At 65.5% G+C, this 24882-nt stretch carries 27 protein-coding genes; 23 read left to right on the top strand and 4 right to left on the bottom strand.

Annotation, left to right across the window (positions count from 1 at the left end):
* Positions 1-73 precede the first annotated feature (73 nt).
* Positions 74-988, bottom strand: a complete 915-nt coding sequence (locus Q9246_RS16155; protein WP_306391661.1) for a LysR family transcriptional regulator — start codon at positions 986-988, stop codon at positions 74-76.
* Between the two features lie 97 nt (positions 989-1085).
* On the opposite strand from Q9246_RS16155, the gene Q9246_RS16150 reads away from it, so the two are divergent.
* The 13 genes from Q9246_RS16150 (at position 1086) to Q9246_RS16090 (ending at position 14029) form a co-directional block, all read left to right on the top strand.
* Positions 1086-2198, top strand: coding sequence for a muconate/chloromuconate family cycloisomerase (locus Q9246_RS16150; RefSeq protein WP_306391660.1), 1113 nt, complete (start codon positions 1086-1088; stop codon positions 2196-2198).
* 11 nt (positions 2199-2209) lie between these two features.
* Positions 2210-2500 (top strand): muconolactone Delta-isomerase, encoded by a 291-nt coding sequence (gene catC, locus Q9246_RS16145; protein ID WP_306391659.1) that lies wholly within the window; start codon positions 2210-2212, stop codon positions 2498-2500.
* A 28-nt stretch (positions 2501-2528) separates the two neighbouring features.
* The gene (gene catA / locus Q9246_RS16140; protein ID WP_306391658.1) at positions 2529-3449 is read left to right on the top strand and encodes a catechol 1,2-dioxygenase; all 921 of its coding nucleotides are present in this window, start codon (positions 2529-2531) and stop codon (positions 3447-3449) included.
* A 10-nt stretch (positions 3450-3459) separates the two neighbouring features.
* Complete coding sequence (gene benA, locus Q9246_RS16135) at positions 3460-4830, top strand: benzoate 1,2-dioxygenase large subunit (RefSeq protein ID WP_306391657.1); 1371 nt, start codon at positions 3460-3462, stop codon at positions 4828-4830.
* Entirely contained in the window at positions 4827-5318 is a 492-nt protein-coding gene (gene benB, locus Q9246_RS16130; protein ID WP_306391656.1) for a benzoate 1,2-dioxygenase small subunit, read from the top strand. The genes benA and benB overlap by 4 nt, the downstream gene beginning before the upstream one ends.
* A 27-nt stretch (positions 5319-5345) precedes the next feature.
* Positions 5346-6365 carry a benzoate 1,2-dioxygenase electron transfer component BenC gene (benC, locus tag Q9246_RS16125; protein WP_306391655.1) on the top strand — a complete coding sequence of 340 codons (1020 nt, stop codon included), beginning with the start codon at positions 5346-5348 and terminating at the stop codon, positions 6363-6365.
* A gap of 4 nt (positions 6366-6369) precedes the next feature.
* Positions 6370-7155, top strand: coding sequence for a 1,6-dihydroxycyclohexa-2,4-diene-1-carboxylate dehydrogenase (locus Q9246_RS16120; RefSeq protein WP_306391654.1), 786 nt, complete (start codon positions 6370-6372; stop codon positions 7153-7155).
* Positions 7156-7157: 2 nt separating this feature from the next.
* Positions 7158-7937: a 3-oxoadipate enol-lactonase gene (gene pcaD / locus Q9246_RS16115; RefSeq protein ID WP_306391653.1), complete on the top strand. Its 780-nt coding sequence runs from the start codon at positions 7158-7160 to the stop codon at positions 7935-7937.
* Complete coding sequence (locus tag Q9246_RS16110) at positions 7937-9139, top strand: benzoate/H(+) symporter BenE family transporter (protein WP_306391652.1); 1203 nt, start codon at positions 7937-7939, stop codon at positions 9137-9139. Before pcaD ends, Q9246_RS16110 begins: the two co-directional genes overlap by 1 nt.
* A 56-nt stretch (positions 9140-9195) precedes the next feature.
* A complete protein-coding gene (locus tag Q9246_RS16105; RefSeq protein WP_306391651.1) occupies positions 9196-10539 on the top strand; it encodes an MFS transporter in 1344 nt (447 codons plus the stop codon).
* Positions 10540-10606: 67 nt separating this feature from the next.
* Entirely contained in the window at positions 10607-11692 is a 1086-nt protein-coding gene (locus tag Q9246_RS16100; protein ID WP_306391650.1) for a porin, read from the top strand.
* A 90-nt stretch (positions 11693-11782) separates the two neighbouring features.
* A complete protein-coding gene (locus tag Q9246_RS16095; protein WP_306391649.1) occupies positions 11783-12946 on the top strand; it encodes an SGNH/GDSL hydrolase family protein in 1164 nt (387 codons plus the stop codon).
* A gap of 3 nt (positions 12947-12949) precedes the next feature.
* Positions 12950-14029, top strand: coding sequence for a S41 family peptidase (locus Q9246_RS16090; RefSeq protein WP_306391648.1), 1080 nt, complete (start codon positions 12950-12952; stop codon positions 14027-14029).
* Here Q9246_RS16090 and trmL read toward each other — a convergent pair.
* Both trmL and Q9246_RS16080 read right to left on the bottom strand, forming a co-directional pair.
* Entirely contained in the window at positions 14011-14481 is a 471-nt protein-coding gene (gene trmL / locus Q9246_RS16085; protein ID WP_306391647.1) for a tRNA (uridine(34)/cytosine(34)/5-carboxymethylaminomethyluridine(34)-2'-O)-methyltransferase TrmL, read from the bottom strand. The genes Q9246_RS16090 and trmL overlap by 19 nt on opposite strands.
* A gap of 28 nt (positions 14482-14509) precedes the next feature.
* Complete coding sequence (locus Q9246_RS16080; RefSeq protein WP_306391646.1) at positions 14510-15229, bottom strand: ComF family protein; 720 nt, start codon at positions 15227-15229, stop codon at positions 14510-14512.
* Between the two features lie 72 nt (positions 15230-15301).
* Between Q9246_RS16080 and Q9246_RS16075 the strand changes: the two genes are divergently transcribed.
* The 6 genes from Q9246_RS16075 to Q9246_RS16050 all read left to right on the top strand — a co-directional run bounded on the left by Q9246_RS16075 (position 15302) and on the right by Q9246_RS16050 (position 21240).
* Complete coding sequence (locus Q9246_RS16075; RefSeq protein ID WP_306391645.1) at positions 15302-16219, top strand: methyltransferase domain-containing protein; 918 nt, start codon at positions 15302-15304, stop codon at positions 16217-16219.
* Between the two features lie 350 nt (positions 16220-16569).
* The gene (gene coxB / locus Q9246_RS16070; protein ID WP_306391644.1) at positions 16570-17769 is read left to right on the top strand and encodes a cytochrome c oxidase subunit II; all 1200 of its coding nucleotides are present in this window, start codon (positions 16570-16572) and stop codon (positions 17767-17769) included.
* A gap of 15 nt (positions 17770-17784) precedes the next feature.
* Entirely contained in the window at positions 17785-19386 is a 1602-nt protein-coding gene (gene ctaD / locus Q9246_RS16065) for a cytochrome c oxidase subunit I (RefSeq protein ID WP_306391643.1), read from the top strand.
* A gap of 112 nt (positions 19387-19498) precedes the next feature.
* Positions 19499-20074 (top strand): cytochrome c oxidase assembly protein, encoded by a 576-nt coding sequence (locus tag Q9246_RS16060; protein WP_306391642.1) that lies wholly within the window; start codon positions 19499-19501, stop codon positions 20072-20074.
* Positions 20061-20276: a DUF2970 domain-containing protein gene (locus tag Q9246_RS16055; protein WP_306391641.1), complete on the top strand. Its 216-nt coding sequence runs from the start codon at positions 20061-20063 to the stop codon at positions 20274-20276. The genes Q9246_RS16060 and Q9246_RS16055 overlap by 14 nt, the downstream gene beginning before the upstream one ends.
* A 91-nt stretch (positions 20277-20367) precedes the next feature.
* Complete coding sequence (locus Q9246_RS16050) at positions 20368-21240, top strand: cytochrome c oxidase subunit 3 (protein ID WP_306391640.1); 873 nt, start codon at positions 20368-20370, stop codon at positions 21238-21240.
* Between the two features lie 3 nt (positions 21241-21243).
* Here Q9246_RS16050 and Q9246_RS16045 read toward each other — a convergent pair whose 3' ends face one another.
* Positions 21244-21444: a twin transmembrane helix small protein gene (locus tag Q9246_RS16045; RefSeq protein WP_306391639.1), complete on the bottom strand. Its 201-nt coding sequence runs from the start codon at positions 21442-21444 to the stop codon at positions 21244-21246.
* Positions 21445-21522: 78 nt separating this feature from the next.
* Between Q9246_RS16045 and Q9246_RS16040 the strand changes: the two genes are divergently transcribed.
* From Q9246_RS16040 to cyoE, 4 genes are read left to right on the top strand one after another with little or no spacing between them, the layout of a single operon-like run.
* A complete protein-coding gene (locus Q9246_RS16040) occupies positions 21523-22209 on the top strand; it encodes an SURF1 family protein (protein ID WP_306391638.1) in 687 nt (228 codons plus the stop codon).
* A 37-nt stretch (positions 22210-22246) separates the two neighbouring features.
* Positions 22247-22804: an SCO family protein gene (locus Q9246_RS16035; protein ID WP_306398207.1), complete on the top strand. Its 558-nt coding sequence runs from the start codon at positions 22247-22249 to the stop codon at positions 22802-22804.
* Positions 22805-22831: 27 nt separating this feature from the next.
* Entirely contained in the window at positions 22832-23992 is a 1161-nt protein-coding gene (locus Q9246_RS16030; RefSeq protein WP_306391637.1) for a COX15/CtaA family protein, read from the top strand.
* A complete protein-coding gene (gene cyoE / locus Q9246_RS16025; RefSeq protein ID WP_306391636.1) occupies positions 23989-24882 on the top strand; it encodes a heme o synthase in 894 nt (297 codons plus the stop codon). Before Q9246_RS16030 ends, cyoE begins: the two co-directional genes overlap by 4 nt.

Genomic DNA, 24882 nt, shown 5'->3' with positions numbered 1-24882 from the left:
GGACCGGATGTCGGCTTTGGGTCGATAGCGGAAGTACACGGCTGTAGTTTGATGGTTAAGCAAGCATCAGGCATCACAGCCGATGCCTGGTATGCGCAATCCCCATCTCCTCATAAATCTCATAAATCACCTCCAGCATATTCGTCAACTCCGGCGACCGATCCATCTGCCGCACACTGAACATGATCGGCGACACCGCGCCCGGCTCATCCAGCGCCTTGTACACCACATCGGTCCTAATCATGCCCTGTAGGCTCTTGGGCACGATCGCCACCCCCTGGCCCGCACCAACCAGCCCAATCGCAATCTGCAGCTCCCTCACCTCGATCACCTTTTGCGGCAGCAGCATGCGTTCGCGAAAAATCGCCAGCACCTGGTCGGCATAACTAGGCCGCGGCTGCTTCGGATAGACGAGCAGGGCTTCCTGGCTCACATCCGCCAACCTGACCGGACCGTCCACGCCCGCGAGGCGATGCCCCACCGGAAGCGCCACGATCAGCGGCTCCTCGCGCAACAGGATGCGCCGGATGGCGTGGTCCTCGATCCTGAGGCGGCCGAAGCCGACATCGATCCGCCCATCCTTCAGCGCCGCGATCTGCTCGATCGTGGCCAGTTCATGGAAGCTGATGTCCAGCGTCTGGTAGCGGGCACGAAAGCGCCGCACGATCTCCGGTAGCAAGCCATACAAGGTCGAGGCAACGAACCCGATCGCGAACTTGCGGTCGATCTTGCCGACGCGCTGCGTCATCGCCTTCAGGTTGGCTGCCTGCTCCAGCAATTCCTGCGCATGCGCATGGAAGAACTTGCCGGCCTCGGTCAGGCGCACCGGGCGCGACCCCTTTTCGATCAGCACCACGCCGAGTTCTTCTTCCAGCTGCTGGATCTGCCTGCTCAACGGCGGCTGCGCGATGTTCAGCCGCTCGGCCGCCCGCGTGAAATTGCGCTCGTCGGCGACAGCGACGAAGTAACGCAAATGGCGCAATTCCATGATACCTCCAGGGTATGAAAACAATACTAAATCGGTGTTGGACTGCCAAGTTTTGAAGGGATATTGTATTCGAACATAACCAATATATGGATCGCATATGATTCGAGAGATCGAAACAAGCCTGGTCGATGTCCCGACCATTCGTCCCCACAAGCTGTCGGTGGCGACGATGAATACGCAGACGCTGGTGCTGGTGCGCATCCGCTGCGAGGACGGTATCGAGGGCTGGGGCGAGGCCACCACGATCGGTGGCCTGAACTACGGCGAGGAAAGCCCGGACAGTATCAAGGTCAATATCGATCGTCACATCGCCCCGCTGCTCAAGGGCATGGACGCCAGCAGCCCGGCCCATGCCATGGCGCTGCTGCGCAAGACCATCCAGGGCAACCGCTTCGCCAAGTGCGCGATCGAGACCGCGCTGCTGGACGCCCAGGGCCAGCGCCTGGGCGTGCCGGTCAGCGAGCTGCTCGGCGGCAGGGTGCGCGACGCGCTGCCAGTAGCCTGGACCCTGGCCAGCGGCGACACGGCAAAGGATATCGCCGAGGCCGAGCACATGCTCGACATCCGGCGCCACCGCATCTTCAAGCTCAAGATCGGCGCGCGCAGCGTCAGGGAAGACGTGGACCACGTGCTGGCCATCAAGCGCGCGCTGGGCGAGCGCGCCAGCGTGCGGGTCGACGTCAACCAGGCCTGGTCCGAACTGGATGCGGTGCGCGGCATCGCCGCGCTCGAAGCCGGCGGCATCGACCTGGTCGAGCAGCCGGTGCGCGCCGACAACCGCGCCGCGCTGCGCCGCCTGGCCGCCCGCTTCGACGTGGCGGTCATGGCCGACGAAGCCCTGCACGGGCCGGTGGATGCCTTCGACATCGCACGCACCGATGGCGCCGATGTCTACGCGGTCAAGATCGCCCAGAGCGGCGGCCTGTTCCCCGCCCAGCAGGTCGCCAGCGTGGCCCAGCTGGCCGGCATCGGCCTGTATGGCGGCACCATGCTCGAAGGCGGCGTCGGCACCGCCGCCAGCGCCCACCTGTGCTCGACCTGGACCGACCTGTCCTGGGGCACCGAATTGTTCGGCCCCTTGCTGCTCACCGAAGAACTGCTGCAGGAGCCGCTGGTCTACCGCGACTTCACGCTGCAGGTGCCGACCGGGCCGGGCCTGGGCGTACGGATCGATACCGAGAAGCTGCACCACCTGCGCCGCAAGTCATAAAGGAGATTCCCATGCTGTTCCACGTCACCATGGAAGTACAGCTTCCGGCCACCATGCCGGTGCATGAAGCCGACCAGCTGAAGGCCGACGAAAAAGCCCTGGCCAGCCGTCTGCAGGAGCAGGGCAAATGGCGCCACCTGTGGCGCATCGCCGGCCAGTACGCCAACGTCAGCATCTTCGACGTCGCCGACAACGACGAGCTGCACGCGCTGTTGCTGTCGCTGCCGCTGTTCCCCTATATGCGCATCGCGGTGACCCCGCTGTGCCGCCACCCATCCTCGATCCGCGCCGACGACCGTTGAGCGCCACCCATACCACAAGGAGACAAGCATGACGCACCAAGACATCGACCGACTCGTGAAAAGCTGGATCGTCGACTCGGCCATCCGCCCGGCCAACCCCCGCGTGCAGGAAATCGTCCTGCGCCTGGTCGGCGACCTGTGCAAGGCGATGGAAGACCTGGACATCCAGCCGAGCGAATTCTGGACCGGCCTCGAATACCTGACCGCAGCTGGCAAGGCCAATGAACTGGGCCTGCTGACGCCGGGCCTGGGCCTGGAACGCTTCATGGACATCCGCGCCGATGAAGCCGAAGCGCGCGCTGGCCTCGAAGGCGGCACGCCGCGCACCATCGAAGGCCCGCTGTACGTGGCCGGCGCGCCCGAGAGCACGGGCTTCGCGCGCCTGGACGACGGCACCGAGAGCGAAGAGGCCGAAGTGGTCTTCATGCAGGGCACGGTATTCGACGCGCAGGGCAAGCCGCTGCCGGGCGCAAAGGTGGAAGTGTGGCACGCCAACCTGCTGGGCAACTACTCGTTCTTCGACGCCAGCCAGTCGCACTTCAACCTGCGCCGCACCATCATCACCGACGATAATGGCCGCTACGGGTTCCGCACCATCATGCCGAAGGGTTACGGCTGTCCGCCGTGCGGCAGCACCCAGAAGCTGCTCGACCTGCTGGGCCGCCACGGCCAGCGTCCGGCCCACATCCACTTCTTCGTGAGCGCCGAGGGCCAGCGCAAGCTGACCACCCAGATCAATATCGACGGCGACGAATACCTGTGGGACGACTTCGCCTTCGCCAGCCGCGAGGGCCTGGTGCCGCCGATCGTGCGCGTCGGCGACGCCGCCGCGCTGGCCGACAAGGGCCTGGACAAGCCGTATGCCTCGATCGACTTCGATTTCCACCTGCACCAGGACATCGCCGCGGCGCCGAGCGCCGAGGTCGAGCGCCTGCGCGCCGCCGCCTGAGGAAGCCATCATGATTCCGATCATTCCCGTACCGAACCGCAGCGCCGCGGACCTCGCCGCGCTGCTGGTCGAAGACCATGCCAGCGGCGACCATCGCGTTCATCGCAGCGCCTTTACCGATCCCGAGCTGTTCGAACTCGAGATGAAGCACATCTTCGAAGGCAACTGGATCTACCTGGCGCACGAAAGCCAGATCCCGAACAACAACGACTACTACACGACCCATATGGGGCGCCAGCCGGTGTTCATCGCGCGCAACCGCCAGGGCGAGCTGAATGCCTTCATCAATGCCTGCAGCCACCGCGGCGCCCAGTTGTGCCGCCACAAGCGCGGCAACAAGGCGACCTATACCTGCCCGTTCCACGGCTGGACCTTCAACAACAACGGCAAGCTGCTCAAGGTGAAGGACCCGGAAGACGCCGGCTATCCGGACTGCTTCAACAAGGAAGGCTCGCACGACCTGAAAAAGGTGGCGCGCTTCGCCAGCTACCGCGGCTTCCTGTTCGGCAGCCTGAACCCGGATGTGCTGCCGCTCGAGGAATTCCTGGGCGAGGCCGGCAAGATCATCGACATGATCGTCGACCAGTCGCCAGACGGCCTGGAAGTGCTGCGCGGTTCGTCGACCTATACCTTCGCCGGCAACTGGAAGCTGCAGGCCGAGAACGGCGCCGACGGGTACCATGTCTCGGCCGTGCACTGGAACTACGCGGCCACCACCAACCGCCGCAAGGAGCAGGAAGCCCAGCGCGAAGACAAGATTCGCGCCATGGATGCGGGAAAATGGGGGCGCCAGGGCGGCGGCTTCTACTCGTTCGAGCACGGCCACCTGCTGCTGTGGACCCAGTGGGCCAATCCGGAAGACCGTCCCAACTACCCGCGCCACGCCGACTACACGGAAAAATTCGGCAAGCCGGTGGCCGACTGGATGGTGGGCCGCTCGCGCAACCTGTGCCTGTACCCGAACGTCTACCTGATGGACCAGTTCGGATCGCAGATCCGCCTGCTGCGCCCGATCTCGGTCGACAAGACCGAGGTCACGATCTACTGCATCGCACCCAAGGGAGAGTCGGACGAGGCGCGCGCCCGCCGCATCCGCCAGTACGAAGACTTCTTCAACGTCAGCGGCATGGCGACGCCCGACGATCTCGAGGAGTTCCGCGCCTGCCAGCAGGGCTATGCGGGCAGCGCCATGCAGTGGAACGATATGTGCCGCGGCGCTACCCACTGGATCCAGGGGCCTGACGCAGCGGCGAAGGAAATCGGCCTGGCGCCGGTGTTGAGCGGCAAGCGTACCGAAGACGAAGGCTTGTATACGGTCCAGCACCGCTACTGGCTGGACGTGATGCAGAAGGCCCTGGGCGGCAAGAAGGAGGCGGCATGAGCGCGATCGCCATGGCGGACATCGCCGCCTTTTTATACCGCGAAGCGCGGCTGCTGGACGATGAACAATGGGATGACTGGCTTGCCTGTTACGACCCGGAGGCGCAGTTCTGGATGCCGGCCTGGGACGACGACGACACCCTGGTCACCGATCCGCAGCGCGAGATCTCGCTGATCTTCTACCCGAACCGCGCCGGCCTCGAAGACCGCGTATTCCGGATCAAGACCGAGCGCTCCAGCGCGACCATGCCGGACACCCGCACCAGCCACAACATCGGGAACATCGAACTGCTGGAGCAGGAAGGGCAGCGAGTGACGGTGCGTTTCAACTGGCACACGCTGAGCCACCGCTACAAGACCGATTTCAGCTTCTTCGGCATGTCGCGCTACACGATCGATTTCGGCGGCGAACAGCCGCGCATCCTCGATAAATACGTGGTGCTCAAGAACGACTACATCCACCAGGTCATCGACGTGTACCACATCTGAGTATTTCAAAGAGTTAGGAGACAGACGATGAGCCATCACATCGCCCTGCAGTTCGAAGACGGGATCACCCGCTTCATTTCGTGCAACGACAACGAGAAGCTGGCCGATGCCGCTTACCGCCAGCGGATCAACATCCCGCTCGACTGCCGCGACGGCGCCTGCGGCACCTGCCGCGCGCACTGCGAATCGGGCCGCTACGACATGCCGGAATCGAGCTATATCGAGGATGCGCTCGAACCCGAGGATGCGGCCCGCGGCTTCGTGCTGACCTGCCAGATGAAGCCGACCTCGGACTGCGTGGTGAAGATCCTGGCGACCTCGGAAGCCTGTAAATCGGGCGCCCACAGCTACCACGGCCAGATCGCCGCGGTCGAGCAACTGTCCCCATCGACCATCCGCTTCGGCATCGACCTGGACGCCGAGGCCGCGCCGGGCTTCCTGCCGGGCCAGTACGTCAATGTCGGCATTCCCGGCACCGCGCTGACCCGTTCCTATTCCTTCAGCTCGGCCCCCGGCAGCCGGCGCGCCGAATTCGTCGTGCGCAACGTGCCGGGTGGGCAGATGAGCGGCTACCTGACAGGCCAGGCGCAAGCGGGAAGCCCGATGACCTTCCTCGGCCCGTTCGGCAGCTTCTACCTGCGGCCCCTGCAGCGTCCGGCGCTGTTCCTGGCCGGCGGCACCGGCATCGCGCCCTTCCTGTCGATGCTGGCGGTGCTGGCGGGCCAGGGTTTCGCGCATCCGGTGCGCCTAGTGTATGCGGTGACCAACGACGCCGACCTGGTCGGCATCGAGGAACTCGACCGCATCGCCGCCGCCCACCCGCAATTCACCTACGTGACCTGCGTGGTGGCGCCCGAGAGCACCCACCCGCGCAAGGGCTATGCCACCGCCCACGTCGAGCCAGGCTGGATGAACGACGGCGATGTCGACCTCTACCTGTGCGGCCCGCCGCCGATGGTGGATGCGGTGCGCACCTGGCTGGATGGCGTCGGCGTCGTGCCAGCCAACTTCTATTTCGAGAAATTCTCGGCCAGCAGCGGAGCATAAGACCATGACGAACCGTGAACGTTTCAGCGACAAGGTCATCGTGGTCACCGGCGCCGCGCAAGGCATCGGACGCGGCGTGGCGCTGCGCGCGGCGCGCGAAGGCGCGCGGCTGGTGTTGGCCGACCGCAGCGACCTGGTCGACCAGGTCGCGGCCGAGGCGCGCGACCTGCAGGCGCAGGTGACGGTGGCCAAGGTCGATCTGGAGACCTATGCCGGCGCGCGCCGCCTAGTCGAGGCGGCCCTGCGCGACTTTGGACGGATCGATGTGCTGGTCAATAACGTCGGCGGCACCATCTGGGCCAAGCCCTATGAGGCCTATGACGAAGAGCAGATCGAAGCCGAGATCCGCCGCTCCCTGTTCCCGACCCTGTGGTGCTGCCGCGCGGTGCTGCCGGCCATGATCGAGCGGGGCAGGGGAAGCATCGTCAATGTGTCGTCGATCGCCACCCGCGGGATCTACCGGATTCCGTACTCGGCGGCCAAGGGCGGCGTGAACGCGCTGACGGCCAGCCTGGCGCTGGAACACGCGCACGACGGCATCCGCGTGAACGCGGTCGCCACCGGCGGCACCGAGGCGCCACCGCGCGCGATCCCGCGCAATCCCAAGCCGCTCAGCGCACAGGAGCAGGTGTGGTACCAGGGCATCGTCGACCAGACGCTCGCCTCGAGCCCGATGCACCGCTATGGCACGATCGACGAGCAGGTCGGGGCGATCCTGTTCCTGGCGTCCGACGAAGCGTCGTACATCACCGGCAGCGTGCTGCCGGTCGGTGGCGGCGACCAGGGGTGAGCATGGCCATTGCGACCGTCAACGGCACGCTGCTGCATTACCGCTTGCAGGGCAGCGCCGACCGTCCCACGGTGGTGCTGTCGAATTCCCTCGGCACCGACATGAGCATGTGGGACGACCTGGCCTACAGCCTGGCGTCGCGGTTCCAGGTGCTACGCTACGACACCCGCGGTCATGGCGCGTCAAAGAGCCCGGCCGGGCCGTACACGCTCAAACTGCTGGGCCGCGACGTGCTGGCGCTGCTCGACACGCTCGGCATCGGGCGCGCCCACTTCGTGGGCCTGTCGATGGGCGGCGCGATCGGCCAGTGGCTCGGGGTGCATGCCCCGCAGCGGCTGGAACGGCTGGTGCTGGCCAATACCGCCGCCCGCATCGGCAGCCTCGATGGCTGGCGCGCACGCGCCGCGGCGGTGCGCGCCAGCGGCATGGAAGAGATCGCGGCCGGTTCGCCGGGCCGCTGGTTTACGCCCGCTTTCGTGGGCGCGCAGCCGGAGCTGGTGCGGGCCATGCAGGCCGTACTCCTGCGCACCGACCCGGAAGGCTATGCGGCCTGCTGCGACGCGCTGGCCGGGGCCGACCTGCGCGCCGCGGTGGCCGCCATTCCCGTGCCCACCCTGGTCATCGCCGGCGCCTTCGACCCGGTCACCACCGCGGACGACGCCCGCTTCCTGCAGCAGGCGATTCCCGGGTCCACACTGGCCGAGGTGCCGGCTTCGCACCTGTCGAACCTCGAGGCGCCGGAACTGTTCGCGGAAACAGTCCATGCCTTCCTGGACGCCTGATGTCGGCGGCATCCCGTTCGCTGGCATCGGACTGGTCGGTCACCGCGATCACGGCCGGCTTCCTGGCAGTGCTCGTGTCGCTGGCCGGGCCGCTCGCGATCTTCTACCAGGCGGCGCAGGCGGCCCAGGTCGACCACGCCATGTTCGCCTCCTGGGTGTGGGGCATCTCGATTGGCGCCGCGGTATCCGGCATCGTCCTGAGCTGGACCTTGCGGGCGCCGGTGATCACCGCCTGGTCCGCGCCCGGCACGGCGCTCCTGATCACGCTGTTCCCGGCGCTGTCGCTGGGCGAGGCGGTGGGCGCCTACCTGACCGCCGCGGCGGTGTTGCTGGCGATCGGCCTGTCGGGCAGCTTCGAGCGCGTGATGGCCTGGGTGCCGAAGGGCGTCGCCAGCGGCATGATGGCCGGGATCCTGCTGCCGTTCGGCCTGCAGGCCTTCGCTTCGACCAGCACCTTCCCGCTGCTCGCCTTCGGCATGATCGGCGCCTATCTGCTGTTCAAGCGCGTGCTGCCGCGCTACAGCGTGCTGCTGTTGCTGGCGGCCGGCGTGCTGCTGGCCGTGGCGAGCGGCGCCAGCCGGCTGTCGGGCATCGCGCTGGAATTCGTCACGCCGCAGTTCATTGCGCCGGCATGGTCGTGGGAGAGCACCTTCAGCCTCGCGCTGCCGCTGGTGCTGGTGACGCTGACCGGGCAATACCTGCCGGGGATGGCGGTGCTGTCGACCTCGGGCTACCAGACCGGGGCGCGCCCGATCATCGCCGTCAACAGCATCGTCTCGGCGGCAGTGGCCTTCACCGGCGGCATCACGATCGCCATCGCGGCGATCACTGCCGCCATGTGCACCGGGCGCGACGCCCACGAGGATCCGCGCCGGCGCTACGTCGCGGGGCTGGCCAACGGCGCCTTCTACCTGGCCGCAGGGCTGTGCGGCGGCTCGATCGTGATGCTGTTCGGCGCACTCCCGCGCGAACTGATCGCCACGCTGGCCGGCCTGGCGCTGCTTGGGCCGATCACGGCCAACCTGGCCGGCGTGATCGCCGCCGACGACCACCGCGAGGCGTCCATCATCGCTTTCCTGGCTACCGCCTCGGGCATGCGCTTCCTGGGCCTGGGCGCGGCGTTCTGGGGCGTCGTCATCGGCATGCTGGCCTGGTGGATCCTGCACGGCGGGCGGAAGGAGGGGCACGACAACAAGAAGTAGACAGGAAATCAGGCAGGCATGTGCGACACAACATTACAATCAAGGAGACACACATCATGCGACACATCGACGTACACAAGATGGCCGATACGGCCAGGTTCAACGGGTTCCACGCCTCGCTCCTGCTGTGGTGCGCGGTCATCATCATCTGCGACGGCTATGACCTGGCCGTGGCCGGCATCGCGCTCCCCTCGATCATGAGCGAGATGGGCGTGACCGCCCAGGATGCCGGCTTCATGGTCAGCTCGGCGCTGTTCGGGATGATGTTCGGCGCGATCTTCCTCGGCACCCTGGCCGACCGCATCGGCCGGCGCTGGACGATCGTGATCTGCCTGTTCCTGTTCAGCGTATTCACAGCCGCTGCCGGGTTCACCAGCGATCCCTATATGTTCGGCGTGATGCGCTTCCTGGCCGGGCTCGGGATCGGCGGCGTGATGCCGAACGTGGTGGCCCAGATGACCGAATATTCACCCCGCAAGATCCGCGCCACGATGGTGACGCTGATGTTCAGCGGCTATGCGGTGGGCGGCATGCTTGCGGCCGTGCTGGGCAAGGGCCTGATCGAGCAACACGGCTGGCAGTCGGTGTTCCTGGCCGCCGGCGTGCCGGTGCTGCTGATCCCCTTCATCCTCAAGTCGATGCCCGAATCGATGCCGTTCCTGATCAAGCAGGGACGGATCGATGAACTCAAAGGCATCCTGGCGCGCATGGAGCCGGGTTATCGTCCGGGTGCGGCCGACGATTTCCAGATTCCGGCCACCGAGCGCGCAACCGGCGCGCCGATCGGCAAGCTGTTCCAGGAAGGCCGCGGCTTCAGCACCATCATGTTCTGGATCGCCTTCTTCATGTGCCTGTTCATGGTGTATGCGCTGAGTTCCTGGCTGGCCAAGCTGATGGCCGGCGCCGGCTACAGCCTGGGTTCGGCGCTGACCTTCGTGCTGGTGCTGAACTTTGGCGCCGTCATCGGCGCCGTCGGCGGCGGCTGGCTGGCGGACCGCTTCCACATCAAGTACGTGCTGGTCGGGATGTATGCGCTGGCCGCGGTGTCGATCGCGCTGCTCGGCTATCCGATGCCAGGCCCGTTGCTGTTCCTGGTGGTCGGCCTGGCCGGCGCCTCGACCATCGGCACCCAGATCGTCACCTATGCCTATGCCGGCCAGTTCTATCCGAGCGCGGTGCGCTCGACCGGCATCGGCTGGGCTTCGGGCGTGGGCCGCAGCGGCGCGATCCTGGCGCCGATCGTGATCGGCACCCTGGTCGGGATGTCGCTGCCGCTGCAGCAGAACTTCCTGGCGATCTCGGTCCCGGCGGTCATCGCGACCATCGCCGTGGCGCTGATCAGGCACGAGCACTCGGCCACCACGAAGATCGCCGCCGTGGGCGCCACCGAGCCGGCTTGACCCGGCGCCACCGGCCCGGCATTCGCCGGGCCATCCCGCATCACACCCATAACTAGCAGGAGACATCATGCAACCATTTCACGGCGCGCTCGCGCTGGCGTGCGGCCTTGCCGCGTCCGCGGCTTGCGCCCAAACCTCGGTCCAGGTCTATGGCCTGGTCGATAGCGGCCTGGCCCACATCACCAATGCCGATGCCGACGGCAATGGCGTCACCAAGGTGCCATCGCTGACCGGTTCGCTGCCGTCGCGGATCGGCTTTCGCGGCACCGAAGACCTGGGCAACGGCCTGCAGGCCTTCTTTGTGCTCGAAAACGGCATCTCGATGGATACCGGCGCTGCGGGCCAGGGCGGCCGCCTGTTCGGCCGCGCCGCCAACGTCGGCCTGAAGGGCAGCTGGGGCACGCTGACCGTCGGGCGCCAGGTGAACATGACCTTCATCTCGTCGATGAAATCGGACGTGATGGGGCCGCAGCTGTTCTCGATCAGCAGCATCGACCTGTATATCCCCAACGCTCGCAGCGACAACGCGATCGGCTACCTGGGCAACTTCAACGGTGTCATGGTGGGCGCCACCTACAGCTTCGGACGCGACGGCGTCGCCACCGGCGGCCCGGCGGCGACCAACTGTCCGGGGGAGGTGGCGGGCAACTCACAGGCCTGCCGCCAGTACACGGCGCTGCTGGGTTACGAAAGCAGAAACTGGGGCCTGAACGCGAGCTACGATCGCATGAACGGCAATACCGGCGCGGGCGGTGGATTGACCAGCAGCGGAAATACCGATATCCGCACCACGGTCAATGGCTACCTGATGCTGGGCGGTACAAAGATCGGCGCCGGCGCCATGGATCGCGAGACGAATGCCGCCACTGGCTTGAGCGAATCGCTGCTGTTCTACGTTGGCGCCAGCCGGCCGTTCGGCGCCTTCACGCTGGACGCGCAGTTCGCGCGGCGTAACGCGAAGCGCTCGAACGACGACGTGACGCTGTACGTGGCGCGCCTGAGCTACGCGCTGTCGAAGCGCACCGCCGTCTATGCCTCGGTGGGCCGGATGGACAACGACGGCGCATCGGCAGTGGCGCTGGACGCCGGCGGCACGGTGGCGCCGGGCATGGCGCAGAACGGAGTGATGGCGGGCTTGCGGCACAGTTTCTGAGGGCGCGGGTGGGGGCTGGTGGGCTGGCGGCGGTGCGCTTCTCTATAATGGGCGCCGCTGCAACCCTCCATCTGTTCAAGGAATATCGTCATGACGCTGGCCTTCCACTCGCCGGTCACGCCCGACCTGATCCATGGCGCCGTCGAGCTCGAGCGCACGGAAGCGGGCCTGCTGCCGCACCGCCTGCCCGCCTGGGCGCGCGCGCAGTATCCCGATCCGCAATTGGCGATGGCCGAGGCCCAGCCGTCCGGCGTGCGCCTGGCTTTCAGCACCGCGGCCACGGTCGTGGAACTGGTCGCGCTGCCGACCAAGCGCCGCTACGGCGACATGGCGCCGCGCCCGGACGGCAACTATGACGTGCTGGTCGACGGCCAACTGGTGCAACGGGCGAGTGCGGCCGGCGGCAAGGTGATGGACATCGATATGTTGTCGGGTACAGGCAAGCTGCGGCCCGGCGAGCCGCAAACATTGCGCTTCGCCGGCCTGCCGCCGGGCGACAAGACCGTCGAGATCTGGCTGCCGCATGACGAGACGACGGAGCTGGTGGCGCTGCATGCCGATGCGCCGTTTTCTCCGCTGGCTGCGGGCGGCAAACGTCGCTGGCTGCACCATGGCAGCTCCATCAGCCAGGGCTCCAATGCGACCAACCCGGCCGGCATCTGGCCGGTGGTGGCTGCGCGGCTGGCCGGTGTCGACCTGATGAATCTCGGCTTTGGGGGGAGTGCTTTACTGGACCCGTTCACGGCGCGCACGATCCGCGATCTGCCCGCCGACGTGATCAGCCTCAAGCTCGGGATCAATATCGTCAATACCGACCTGATGCGGCTGCGGGCCTTCGGGCCGGTCGTGCATGGTTTTCTCGACACGATCCGCGAAGGGCATCCGGCGACGCCCTTGCTGGTGATCTCGCCGACCTTCTGCCCGATCCACGAGACGATACCCGGCCCAACCATGTTCGATGGCAAGGAACTGAAAAAGGGCAGGCTGCTATACCGGGCGATGGGCAACGACGCCGAGCGTCGGCAGGGCAAGCTGACCCTCGGCGTGATTCGCGAGCAGCTGCAGAAGATCGTCCAGCAGCGGGCGCTGGCCGATGCGAATCTCCACTACCTCGACGGCCGGGAGCTGTACGGCCCCGAGGACTATGCGCGTTATCCTCTATCCGACGAGCTCCATCCCGGGGCAGAAGCGCATCGCTTGATCGGCGAACGATTCTGCACGCTGGCGTTTCGGGCCGGGGCCTTTATCTCCTGAACCGTGAAACTCCTGATTTTCTATCTTGCATTGCACGCCCACGCCGCGCTTGCATCGCCCGCCGCCGAGTGCCAGGCCGACCTGTCGCGGATTGCCCACTTCATTGAAGCGAACGATGCCGGCGCCGGCACGCACCTGGCCAGCCATGGCGCGAGCATCGCCGCAGCCCTGGCGTCGGCGCACACTGCAGCCGGCCAGACGCTTGAGGTGGCCGCTTGCGACAGCATCCTGCAAACCTATCTGAAAGCCTGGAGACCAACTCACCTCCAACTGATTCCTGCGGCCGGCACCAAGCCCGGCAAATCCCAAGCACTTGCCAATTCGCGCGCTCCGCAGTTCAGCGTCCTTGGCAAGGACACTGCAATGCTCGTGCTGCCGAGCTTCAACCAGGGACATGGCGCCGCCCTTGCCAATCTGCTGGCCAAACACCGCAGCGAACTCGCATCGCGCAAGAACTGGATCGTCGATGTGCGCGACAACGACGGCGGCGAGGATGCCGGGTTCGCACCGCTGCGACCGTGGCTGCTGGATGCCTATCTGCCGCGCCAGGGCGTCGAGTATCGTGTGACGCCGGCGAATATCCAGTCGCAGCGCGATGTCTGCAGCTACACCGGCGATCCCGCCGCCTGCCTCGAGCAGATGACCCCACTGGTCGAGCGGATGCGCATGGCGCCAGCCGGCAGCTTCATGCTCTTCGGCGGCGAGCGCTTCGGTTCCGTCCCGGTGGACCTGGAAGCGCGCCGTCCCGAGCGTGTTGCGATCTTGACCGACCGGCCCTGCGGCAGCAGTTGCGAGCAGTTCGTGCTCGAGGCGCGGACCAGCTTTCGCGTCAAGATCGTCGGCCGCCCGACCATGGGCGCACTCGACTATTCGAACCTGCGACCCTACCGGCTCGACTCGGGCCGTATCCTGTTCTATGCGACGACGCGCTCGACCCGACTGCCGGACCTGCACATCGACGCTGCCGGTATTGCACCGGACATCCTCCTGCCGGCGCCGGCCGACCAGACTGCGCGCGAGGCGGAGGTGAAGCAAGTGCAGCGCTGGCTCGAAGGCGGTCCGCTTCAGGCGCCGCCCAGATAACCGTTCTGGCGCCAGGCCTCGTAGACGACGATCGCCACGGTGTTCGACAGGTTCAGGCTGCGGTTGTCGGGCCGCATCGGCAGGCGAATGCGCTGGGCCGGCGGGAAGGTTTCGCGAAACGCCGGCGCCAGTCCGCGCGACTCTGGCCCGAACACGAACACGTCGCCCGGCTGGAACTGGGCATCGGCAAACGGCGAGGAGCCATGCGTGGTGAGCGCGAACATGCGCGCCGGGTCGGGTTGCGTATCCGCGATGAACGCATCCCAGTCCTTGTGCACCTTCATGTTCGCGTACTCGTGGTAATCCAGTCCGGCGCGGCGCATCTTGGCATCGTCCAGCGGAAAGCCGAGCGGTTCGATCAGGTGCAGCTGGGCCCCGGCATTGGCGCACAGGCGGATCACATTGCCGGTATTCGGCGGGATTTCTGGTTCGACCAGGACGACGTGGAACAAGGTTTTCTCCTAATAGATATCTGATGCCTCATGCATGCGGCGGGGTGCGCGCGAATACGATATTCGTCACGCGCGCGGCGCCAGCCCGCTTCAGCGTGACGGCGATCTCGTCCAGCGTGTGGCCGCTCGACATGACGTCGTCGACCACGCCCACGTGGCGCCCGCGCACATCGCAGGCGACGTTCACGCCGAACGCCCCGCGCACATTCTTCTTGCGCTCGCCCGGCGCGGCGCCCGACTGCGCGCTCGTTTCGCGCACCCGCTGCAATAGCTGCGGCATGACCGGTAATGCCAGCGCCGCAGCCAGCGGCTTTGCCACCTCGAGCGCCTGGTTATAGCCGCGCTCGACCAGGCGGCGCGGCCCTAGCGGCACCGGGCACAGCAGATCGGGCAAGTCCGGCGCCCGGACTGCAATGGCAGCGCGCAGCACGCGCGCCATCCACGGCGCCAGCGCCAGCTGGGCCCCGAATTTCAGTTGCAGCACCAGGCTGTCGAGCGGCGCCGTGTAGTCGCAGGCGGCCACGGTGGCATCGAACGCCGGCGCATCGGCCAGGCAGGCGCCGCAATGCCGGCCCGCGTCCAGCGCGCCAACCGGATTGGCGCAGCACCGACAGCGCGCGACGGGCAGCACATAGGCCTGTTCGCAGGCGGCGCAGACGGCCTCGTCGCCGTAGCCACCGCACAGGGCGCAGGCGGAAGGCAGCATGGCGCGCAGCAGGCGCCCGGGCAAGGCGCGAAGGTCTGGCATCGGCTCGACTTCCCACAAGTGCTGACACAAGCGGTTAAACTGCCGACATTATCTCATCTTGCATTCCTTCTTATGGCTTCTCCTCAATCCCCGTCCAGGCTGAGCGCCCCGATCGACCTGGCTCGCGTGCGCGAACTGTTCGCGCAGCCCGAACGCGTCGCGCCATCGGATTTCCTGCGCCGCGAGATCGCCGAACGCATGCATGAGCGCCTGAGCCTCGTCAAGATCGTGCCCAAGCAGGTGCTGGACGCCGGCTGCGGCGCCGGCGCCGACCTTGCCTTGCTGCAAAAAACCTATCCGGCGGCCCAAATCCTGGGCATCGACGGGGCAGCGGCCATGGCGCGCGCGGCGAAGGCGCCGGCCGCCACTGGCCGCTCGCTGAACCAGTTGCTCACGCGCCTGATGCCGTCCAAGGCCGGCGTCGACGTGTTGTGCGGCGACTACGGCAACCTGCCGTTCGGGCCGAACTCGCTCGACCTGCTGTGGTCGAACCTGGCTCTGCACTGGCATCCGCTGCCCGACCGGGTGTTCGCCGAATGGCGCCGCGTGCTGCGCGTGGAAGGGCTGCTGATGTTTTCCTGCTTCGGCCCCGATACCTTCACCGAGTTGCGCAGCGCCTTTGCCGTGCTCGACGCCCACCCGCACACCTTGCCTTTCGTCGACATGCACGATTTCGGCGACCAACTGGTCGAGGCCGGCTTCTCGACGCCGGTCATGGACATGGAACGCATCACCGTCACCTACGACACGCCGCAGGCGCTGCTGCTCGACGTGCAGGCGCTGGGCGGCAATCCGCTCGAATCGCGCCGGCGCGGCCTGATTGGCCGCGCGGCATGGCGGCGCGTGCTGGACGCCTTCGAGGAGCAGCGCCGCCCGGACGGCAAGCTGGGCCTGACCTTCGAAGTCATCTATGGCCACGCCTTCCGCCCGGCGCCGCGCACCACGGCGTCCGGCGAATCGATCGTGCGCTTCCAGCCCCGCAAACCCTGATATCCGCCTTGCATGGTAGAAATTACAACCCGGCCGATTTTCCTTGAATAAAAATTAGTGCTTTAGATATAATCAATTGCTATTTTTTTCGTCTGGTCGATAGAAACGCTTAAAAAAGCGGCACTTCCAGGCGAAAAGTAGAAAAAAGAATTGCAGCAGTCGCAGAGTCATCCAAACCCGGCAGCAACGTATTGCCAGGTGGATGAGATGGTTTCCTACCATTCCGCAGCGCAATTTCGCGGGACGACCCGGCAACCCTGTGCGACCAGTACGGAGCGGGCGCGGTTCGTTCACGAAATTGCTGGGCCCGTTTAAAAATATTCTTATTTTTAGGGTGGTTGGGGACATACATGACATATGCAACGCGACTTCAGGCCGTGCTGTACGGCTTTGCCGTACTCGCAGCAGCTACCGCCACGCCAGTCCTGGCGCAGCAGCAGCAGCCGATCACGGGCCGGCCTCTCGAGCACCAGCTCAATATGCAGGCCCCCGTCACACAGGTCGGCGCCGACATCTATTCCTTGCACAACTGGATGATGATCGTCTGCCTGGTGATCTTCGTCGGCGTATTCGGCGTCATGTTCTATTCGGTGTTCAAGCACCGCAAATCCCTGGGCCACAAACCGGCCACCTTCCATGAGTCCACCGCCGTCGAGATCGCCTGGACGGTGGTGCCGTTCCTGATCGTCATCGGCATGGCGCTGCCCGCCACCAAGACCGTGGTGGCGCTGAAGGACACCTCGAATGCCGACCTCACCATCAAGGCCACCGGCATGCAGTGGAAATGGGGCTACGATTACCTGAAGGGCGAGGGCGAAGGAATCTCCTTCCTGTCGAACCTGGCCACCCCGCGTTCCCAGATCGGCGAGCCGGGCGTGAAGCCGACCGAGGCGCGCACCGAGAATTACCTGCTCGAAGTCGACAACGAGATGGTGGTGCCGGTGAACAAGAAGATTCGCATGGTGTTCACCGCCAATGACGTGATCCACGCCTGGACCATTCCCGCGTTCGCGATCAAGCAGGACGCCATCCCCGGCTTCGTGCGCGACGGCTGGTTCCGCGCCGAGAAGACCGGCGTCTACCGCGGCAACTGCGTCGAGCTGTGCGGCAAGGACCACGCCTTCATGCCGATCGTCGTGCGCGTGGTGACCGATGCCGAGTACACGGCCTGGGTCGAGGGCAAGAAGAAGGAAATGGCGGCCCTGGCCGACGATCCGACCAAGACCTGGACCATCGACGAGCTGAAGACCCGCGGCGAGCAGGTCTATGCCGCCAACTGCGTGGCCTGCCACCAGGCCAATGGCAAGGGCGTGCCGAGCGCCTTCGCCGCGCTGGACGGTTCGCCGAACGTGCTGGGCGACAAGGCGCACCAGATCGATATCCTGCTCAACGGCCAGAAGACCGGCAGGTTCCCGACCGAGATGCCGGCCTGGAAACAGTTGTCCGATACCGAGATCGCTGCCGTGATCACCTATACCCGTAATTCCTGGTCGAACAAGGCTGCGGAAAATATCGTACAACCGGCCGAAGTCCTGGCCGCACGCAAATAATGCAGGGGTAATGACATGAGCACCACGACTCTCGATCACGATCACGGCCACGACCACGCCCACGACGAACACCACGATCATCCACACGGCTGGCGCCGCTGGCTGTTCGCCACCAACCACAAGGACATCGGCAGCCTGTATCTCTGGTTCTCGTTCATCATGCTGCTCTCGGGCGGCGTGCTGGCGCTGATGATCCGCGCCGAGCTGTTCCAGCCCGGCCTGCAGTACGTGCGTCCCGAATTCTTCAACCAACTGACCACCATGCACGGCCTGGTAATGGTGTTCGGCGCCATCATGCCGGCCTTCGTCGGCTTCGCCAACTGGATGCTGCCGCTGCAGGTCGGCGCATCGGACATGGCGTTCGCGCGCATGAACAACTTCTCGTTCTGGCTGCTGCCGCCGGCCGCGCTGCTGCTGGCAGGTTCCTTCCTGGTGCCGGGTGGCGCGACCGCCGCCGGCTGGACGCTGTATGCGCCGCTGTCGACCCAGATGGGCGTCGGCATGGACATGGCGATCTTCGCCATGCACATCATGGGGGCCTCGTCGATCATGGGTTCCATTAACATCATCGTCACCATCCTGAACATGCGCGCGCCGGGCATGACCCTGATGAAGATGCCGATGTTCTGCTGGACCTGGCTGATCACCGCCTACCTCTTGATCGCCGTGATGCCGGTGCTGGCCGGCGCCATCACCATGACCCTGACCGACCGCCACTTCGGCACCTCGTTCTTCAATGCCGCCGGCGGCGGCGACCCGGTGATGTACCAGCACATCTTCTGGTTCTTCGGCCACCCCGAGGTCTACATCATGATCCTACCGGCCTTCGGCATCGTCTCGCAGATCATCCCGGCCTTCGCCCGCAAACCGCTGTTCGGCTACGCCTCGATGGTGTATGCGACAGCCTCGATCGCGATCCTGTCGTTCGTGGTCTGGGCCCACCACATGTTCACCACCGGCATGCCGGTGACCTCGCAGCTGTTCTTCATGTACGCCACCATGCTGATCTCGGTGCCGACCGGCGTGAAGGTGTTCAACTGGGTCGCCACCATGTGGAAGGGCTCGATGACCTTCGAGACCCCGATGCTGTTCTCGGTCGGCTTCATTTTTGTCTTCACCATGGGCGGCTTCACCGGCCTGATCCTGGCCGTGACCCCGATCGACATCCAGGTGCATGACACGTATTACGTGGTGGCCCACTTCCACTACGTGCTGGTAGCCGGTTCGCTGTTCGCGCTGTTCGCCGGTTTCTACTACTGGGTGCCGAAGTGGACCGGGCATATGTATCCCGAAGGCCGCGGCAAGATCCACTTCTGGCTGTCGCTGATCACCTTCAATATCACCTTCTTCCCGATGCACTTCCTGGGACTGGCCGGCATGCCGCGTCGCTACGCCGACTACGCGGTGCAGTTCACCGACTTCAACATGATCGTGTCGATCGGCGCCTTCGGCTTCGGCTTCAGCCAGGTGTACTTCCTGTTCGCGGTGGTGCTGCCGACGATCCGCGGCGGCGCCAAGGCGCCGGCGAAGCCATGGGAAGGCGCGGAAGGCCTGGAGTGGACCGTGCCGAGCCCGGCGCCATTCCACACCTTCGAGAACCCGCCGCTGGTGAAATGATGAGCGCGCGCAAACCGAATAATTTGAGGACCGCCCTGTTGGTGGGCGGCCTGGCGCTGTTCTTCTTTGTCAGCGTGTTCGTCAAGTTCACCTTGCTGAGCTGAGGCCCGCCATGAGCAACCGTCTGCTCCGCCTCAACCGCACCATGCTCGGCAAGCTGGTGGTGGTGGCGATCGGGATGTTCGGCTTCGGCTATGCGCTGATCCCGGTGTACCGCCAGGTCTGCGAAGTGCTCGGCATTAACGTGCTGACCCAGAAGGGGGAGTTCGTCGCCGCGCCGACCAATACCCAGGTCGACAAGTCGCGCACCATCACCATCGAGCTGGACGGCAACTCGCAGGGCCCGTGGCGCTTCCGCCCGACTACCCGCAGCATCGACGTGCACCCGGGCGAACTGGCCACCGTCATGTACGAGGTGGTCAATACCCAGGGCCGGGCGGTCAAGGCGCAGGCGATCCCGAGCTATGCGCCGCAGTCGGCCACGCCGCACTTCATGAAAGTGGAGTGCTTCTGCTTCCAGGAGCAGACCATGGGACCGAACGAGGCGCGCCAGATGCCGGTGGTATTCTTCATCGACCCCAAGCTGCCGCGCGAAGTGAAGAACATCACCCTGTCGTACACCTTCTTCGAGATCGGCGGCGCCTTCAAGGCGGCCGCCGCGCCGAAAGCGGGCAATGGAAACGGATAAGCCGCACCTGCGCAAGGCGAGTTTCCTTGCCACCATGAAGGCCGTGTTCTGGTCCTTCTTTGGAGTGCGCAAGCGCAAGGATTACGATAGCGATGCCGCCAACCTGAATCCGGTGCACGTGATCATCGCCGGCTTGATCGGGGTGATGATTTTTATTGGCCTGATCATGCTGGCGGTCAGGTTTGCAGTCTCCGCATCATAGCTACACCCAAACAACGTCGTCCCCGCGCAGGCGGGGACCCAAGGTTACACGCAAGACGCAACAATCATAAGAATCGCAAGAGGAGATAAAGATGAGTTCGTCACCAGTGACTTCCCCAGGCACCGCGCCTTACTATTACGTCCCGGGTCCATCGCGCTGGCCGCTGCTGGCCGGCATCTCGATGCTGGTGACAATGGCCGGCGCCTCCGGCTGGGTCAACAGCATGTCGTGGGCGCCGGCCGTCTGCCTGGCCGGCATCGTCGCCATGCTGGTGGTGCTGTATTTCTGGTTCGGCGACGCGATCCGCGAATCCGAATCGGGCCTGTACGGCAAGCGCATCGACCTGTCCTACCGCTGGTCGATGAGCTGGTTTATCTTCTCCGAGGTGATGTTCTTCGGCGCCTTCTTCGGCGCGCTGTTCTATGCGCGTGCGATCTCGATGCCCTGGCTGGCCGACCTCGACCACCAGATCCTGTGGCCCGACTTCTCGGCGCAGTGGGGCAATACCGGGCCGGCCGAGATCGTCGACGGCTTCCGCACCATGGGACCGTTCCCGATCCCGACCATCAATACCGCGCTGCTGCTGCTGTCGGGCGTGACGCTCACCATCGCCCACCACGCGCTGCGCGCCGGCCACCGCAACAAGACCGCGATCTGGCTGGCGGCCACCATCCTGCTGGGCGCCGTGTTCATGGGCTTCCAGGTATACGAATACATCCACGCCTACCGCGACCTGAACCTCAAGCTGACTTCGGGCATCTATGGTTCGACCTTCTTCATGCTGACCGGGTTCCACGGTTTCCACGTGACCATGGGGGCGATCATGCTGGCGGTGATCCTGTACCGTGTGATGAAAGGGCACTTTACGGCGGAGAACCACTTCGGCTTCGAAGGCGCCGCATGGTACTGGCACTTCGTCGACGTGGTGTGGCTGGGGCTGTACGTGGTCGTGTATTGGCTGTAAGGTTCAGCGCAGGCCGGTCGGCGCGATCCACCCCATCTGGTGCGCCGCCAGCAGGCACAGGAACAACGCGATCGACAAGCCCACCCGCATCGCCAGCGCATTGACGGTGCGGTTGCTGCGCCCCTTGTCGCGCATCAGGAAGAACAGGGCCGAACCGAGGCTGGCCAGGATCAGGACGAAGGCGATGGCGACGAAGATTTTCATGGTGGGCACCCGAAAGCGTGAGGCTTCATTGTAATGCGGTTTGCCTTCCGGTTTCGCCCCATCGTTTTCGCTGCTGCCATGGTCGTGGCCACCATCGGCATTCTGCTCGGCAACTGGCAGCAGGGCCGGGCCGCCTACAAGACCGAATTGCAGGCGCGCCAGCAGGCGCGCGCCGCCGAGCCGCCGCTCGATCTTGCCCCCTCCACGCCGGCCAGCCCGGACCTCGAATTCCGCAATGTGCGCCTGCAGGGCGAGTTCGTCGCCGACTGGCCGGTATTCCTCGCCAATCGCCCGATGGGGGCGCAGTCCGGGTTCTATCTCGCAATGCCGTTTAGAATAGCGGGTTCGGACACCCACGTGCTGGTGCTGCGCGGCTGGTTGCCGCGACCGGCGGGGGCCGAATACGGCAAGCTGCCCGCGTTCGCCACGCCGGCTGGCCAGCTCATGCTCAAGGGCAGGGTGGTCCAGGGCGCGGGTAAAGTGATGGAGCTGGGCGAGGGGCCGCCGCTGGCGCCCGGCGCCCTGGTCCAGAACCTGACGCCGGAGGCCTTGGCCCAGGCCAGCGGCCTGAAGCTGCTGCCCTTCCTGGTGCAGCAGACCCAGGCCGCGGGCCGGCGCGATGCGCTTGCCCGCGACTGGCCGGCGCCTGACGCCGGCATCGACAAACATCGCGGCTACGCCTTCCAGTGGTATGCACTGGCGGCGCTGGCCCTTCTTTTTTATGTGATTACGGGATTCCGACGTGGCTCAAGAACAAATCGCTGACCCCAGCACCGCCAACCCCGCGCGCCGTCGCGGCCGCATGAAACTGCTGCTGGTGCTGCTGGTCTGCGCCTTGCCGATCATCGCTTCCTACATCACCTTCTATATCGTCAAGCCGGACGGCCGCACCAATTACGGCACCATCCTCGATGCGCGGACCCTGCCGATTCCCGAGATGGCCACCACCACGCTCGACGGCAAGCCGCGCACGCTGGAAGACCTGAAGGGCAAGTGGATCATGGTGCGGGTAGGCGGCGGCGTTTGCGACGACGAGTGCCAGCGCCAGCTGTATGCGATGCGCCAGTGGCGAACCATGCAGGGCAAGAACATGGAGCGCATGGAGCGCGTCTGGCTGATCACCGACGACGAGCCGCTCGATACCGTGCTCATGCGCGAATACGACGGCATGGAACTGCTGCGCGCGCCTGCCGCGACGGTGGCGAAGTGGCTGCCGGTCGAAGCCGGCCAGAAGCTGGGCGACCACATCTACCTGATCGACCCGCTGGGCAACCTCATGATGCGTTTCCCGTACCAACCGGAACCGGGCCGCGTCTACAAGGACATCGCCAAGCTGCTCAAGGCCTCGGCCATCGGCTGAACCACCACGTAACAGAATAAGCACTACATGGAACTGTCTTCACTGCTTCACCTGCTCCTGATGGGCGTACTGGTCGCGAGCCTGCCGCTGTCCATCGTCTGGATGTCGGCCGACCCCAATAAATACCGCAAGCTGGTCTGGGTGATGGTCTTCCTCACCTTCGACCTGATCGTGTTCGGCGGCTTCACCCGCCTGACCGATTCGGGCCTGGGCTGCCCGGACTGGCCGGGCTGCTATGGCGAAGCCAATCCCTTCCTGGCCCACGAACACATCGCCGCCGCCGAGGCGGCGATGCCGACCGGCCCGGTCACGGTGGCCAAGGCCTGGATCGAGATGATCCACCGCTACCTGGCGATGGGCATCGGCGCCCTGATCCTGGCGCTGCTGTTCACCTCGATCAAGCAATGGCGCCGGACCCACAACGAAGTGTTCAAGCCGGCCATGCCGCTGGCGCTGCTGGTGTCGGTGCTGGTGCAGGGCGCTTTCGGCGCCTGGACCGTCACCCTCAAGCTGCAGCCGGTGATCGTCACCATCCACCTGTTGCTGGGCATGATGCTGCTGGCGATGCTGGTCTGGATGGGTTGCCGCGAAGACTATCTATTGAAACCGCCGCTGCTGGCGCGCGGGCTGGACCTGGTGCGGCGCCTGCGCGGCCTGCGCATCCTGTCGCTGCTGGCGGCCGTGGTGCTGGTGGCGCAGATCGCGCTCGGCGGGTGGGTAAGCACCAACTACGCCACCATGGCCTGCGATACCTTCCCGCTGTGCCAGGGGGCGCTGGTGCCGGACCTCGACTTCGAGCACGGTTTCCACCTGTGGCGCGAGCTGGGCATGACGAAGGAAGGCCATTATTTGCCGTTCTCGGCCCTGGTGGCGATCCACTGGGTGCACCGGGCGTTCGCACTGGCGGTGGTACTGGTGCTGGGCCTGGCGGCCTGGCGCGCCTGGCATTTGCCTGAAGTGGGCAAGACCGCGCGCCTGCTGCTGCTGGTGATGGTCGTGCAGCTGTTCACCGGTATCGCCACCGTGTACTTCGACTTCCCGCTGGCGATCGCGGTCATGCATAACGCCGGGGCGGCCCTGCTGGTCATCCTGGTGACCATGTTAAACTACCGGGTGAAGTTCCAACTCGACGCGGCCCGCGCCGTTCCTGCGCCGGCGGCCGCGTCGCCAGAGTCCACCCCCAGATGACAACCCAGACCGCCATCCATAAACCCCCGAGCCGGTTCTCGCAATACTGGACCCTGACCAAGCCGCGCGTGACGCAGCTGGCGGTGTTCTGCGCCGTGATCGGGATGTTCCTCGCCACCGACGGCTTCCCGGGATGGCAGACCCTGGTCGCCGGCACGGCCGGCATCTGGCTGCTGGCCGCCGCCGCCTTCGCGGTCAACTGCCTGGTCGAGGCCGAGATCGATGCGCGTATGGCCCGCACCGCGCGCCGCGCCACCGCCTCCGGCGAACTGAGCACCACGCAGACGGTGACCTTCTCGATCCTGCTCGGCGGCCTCGGCATGTACATCCTGTACGCCTTCGTCAATCCGCTGACCATGTGGCTGACCTTCGTCACCTTCGTCGGCTATGCCTTCATCTATACCTTACTGCTCAAGCCGAACACGTCGCAGAACATCGTGATCGGCGGCCTGTCGGGCGCCATGCCGCCGGCCCTGGGCTGGGCGGCCGTCGCCAACGAGGTGCCGATGGAAGCCTGGCTGCTGGTCCTGATCATCTTCATGTGGACCCCGCCGCATTTCTGGGTGCTGGCCATGTACCGGCGCGACGACTACGCCCGCTCCGGCCTGCCGATGCTGCCGGTCACCCACGGCATGCAGTTCACCGGCCTGCAGGTGTGGCTGTACACGATCGGCCTGGCCGCGACCACCCTGCTGCCGTTCGCGGTCGGCATGAGCGGCCTGATCTACCTGGCGGCGGCGATTCCGCTCAACGCCGTCTTCCTGCGCCACTCGTGGCGGGTGCACCGCCACTACAGCGACATGGCGGCGCGCAAGACCTTCACCTGGTCGATTGTCTACCTGTCGCTGCTGTTCGCGGCCCTGTTGATCGACCATTACTTCAGGTTCTGA

Source organism: Telluria beijingensis (assembly GCF_030770395.1).
GTDB classification, from domain to species: Bacteria; Pseudomonadota; Gammaproteobacteria; order Burkholderiales; family Burkholderiaceae_D; genus Telluria; species Telluria beijingensis.
This window is presented reverse-complemented; position numbering and strand designations above follow the sequence as displayed.

Bases quoted from the DNA above. Each gene is read 5' to 3' on its own strand.
- Q9246_RS16155 (WP_306391661.1), bottom strand. From the start codon at position 988: ATGGAATTGCGCCATTTGCGTTACTTCGTCGCTGTCGCCGACGAGCGC.
- Q9246_RS16150 (WP_306391660.1), top strand. From the start codon at position 1,086: ATGATTCGAGAGATCGAAACAAGCCTGGTCGATGTCCCGACCATTCGT.
- catC (WP_306391659.1), top strand. From the start codon at position 2,210: ATGCTGTTCCACGTCACCATGGAAGTACAGCTTCCGGCCACCATGCCG.
- catA (WP_306391658.1), top strand. From the start codon at position 2,529: ATGACGCACCAAGACATCGACCGACTCGTGAAAAGCTGGATCGTCGAC.
- benA (WP_306391657.1), top strand. From the start codon at position 3,460: ATGATTCCGATCATTCCCGTACCGAACCGCAGCGCCGCGGACCTCGCC.
- benB (WP_306391656.1), top strand. From the start codon at position 4,827: ATGAGCGCGATCGCCATGGCGGACATCGCCGCCTTTTTATACCGCGAA.
- benC (WP_306391655.1), top strand. From the start codon at position 5,346: ATGAGCCATCACATCGCCCTGCAGTTCGAAGACGGGATCACCCGCTTC.
- Q9246_RS16120 (WP_306391654.1), top strand. From the start codon at position 6,370: ATGACGAACCGTGAACGTTTCAGCGACAAGGTCATCGTGGTCACCGGC.
- pcaD (WP_306391653.1), top strand. From the start codon at position 7,158: ATGGCCATTGCGACCGTCAACGGCACGCTGCTGCATTACCGCTTGCAG.
- Q9246_RS16110 (WP_306391652.1), top strand. From the start codon at position 7,937: ATGTCGGCGGCATCCCGTTCGCTGGCATCGGACTGGTCGGTCACCGCG.
- Q9246_RS16105 (WP_306391651.1), top strand. From the start codon at position 9,196: ATGCGACACATCGACGTACACAAGATGGCCGATACGGCCAGGTTCAAC.
- Q9246_RS16100 (WP_306391650.1), top strand. From the start codon at position 10,607: ATGCAACCATTTCACGGCGCGCTCGCGCTGGCGTGCGGCCTTGCCGCG.
- Q9246_RS16095 (WP_306391649.1), top strand. From the start codon at position 11,783: ATGACGCTGGCCTTCCACTCGCCGGTCACGCCCGACCTGATCCATGGC.
- Q9246_RS16080 (WP_306391646.1), bottom strand. From the start codon at position 15,229: ATGCCAGACCTTCGCGCCTTGCCCGGGCGCCTGCTGCGCGCCATGCTG.
- Q9246_RS16075 (WP_306391645.1), top strand. From the start codon at position 15,302: ATGGCTTCTCCTCAATCCCCGTCCAGGCTGAGCGCCCCGATCGACCTG.
- coxB (WP_306391644.1), top strand. From the start codon at position 16,570: ATGACATATGCAACGCGACTTCAGGCCGTGCTGTACGGCTTTGCCGTA.
- ctaD (WP_306391643.1), top strand. From the start codon at position 17,785: ATGAGCACCACGACTCTCGATCACGATCACGGCCACGACCACGCCCAC.
- Q9246_RS16060 (WP_306391642.1), top strand. From the start codon at position 19,499: ATGAGCAACCGTCTGCTCCGCCTCAACCGCACCATGCTCGGCAAGCTG.
- Q9246_RS16055 (WP_306391641.1), top strand. From the start codon at position 20,061: ATGGAAACGGATAAGCCGCACCTGCGCAAGGCGAGTTTCCTTGCCACC.
- Q9246_RS16050 (WP_306391640.1), top strand. From the start codon at position 20,368: ATGAGTTCGTCACCAGTGACTTCCCCAGGCACCGCGCCTTACTATTAC.
- Q9246_RS16045 (WP_306391639.1), bottom strand. From the start codon at position 21,444: ATGAAAATCTTCGTCGCCATCGCCTTCGTCCTGATCCTGGCCAGCCTC.
- Q9246_RS16040 (WP_306391638.1), top strand. From the start codon at position 21,523: ATGGTCGTGGCCACCATCGGCATTCTGCTCGGCAACTGGCAGCAGGGC.
- Q9246_RS16035 (WP_306398207.1), top strand. From the start codon at position 22,247: ATGAAACTGCTGCTGGTGCTGCTGGTCTGCGCCTTGCCGATCATCGCT.
- Q9246_RS16030 (WP_306391637.1), top strand. From the start codon at position 22,832: ATGGAACTGTCTTCACTGCTTCACCTGCTCCTGATGGGCGTACTGGTC.
- cyoE (WP_306391636.1), top strand. From the start codon at position 23,989: ATGACAACCCAGACCGCCATCCATAAACCCCCGAGCCGGTTCTCGCAA.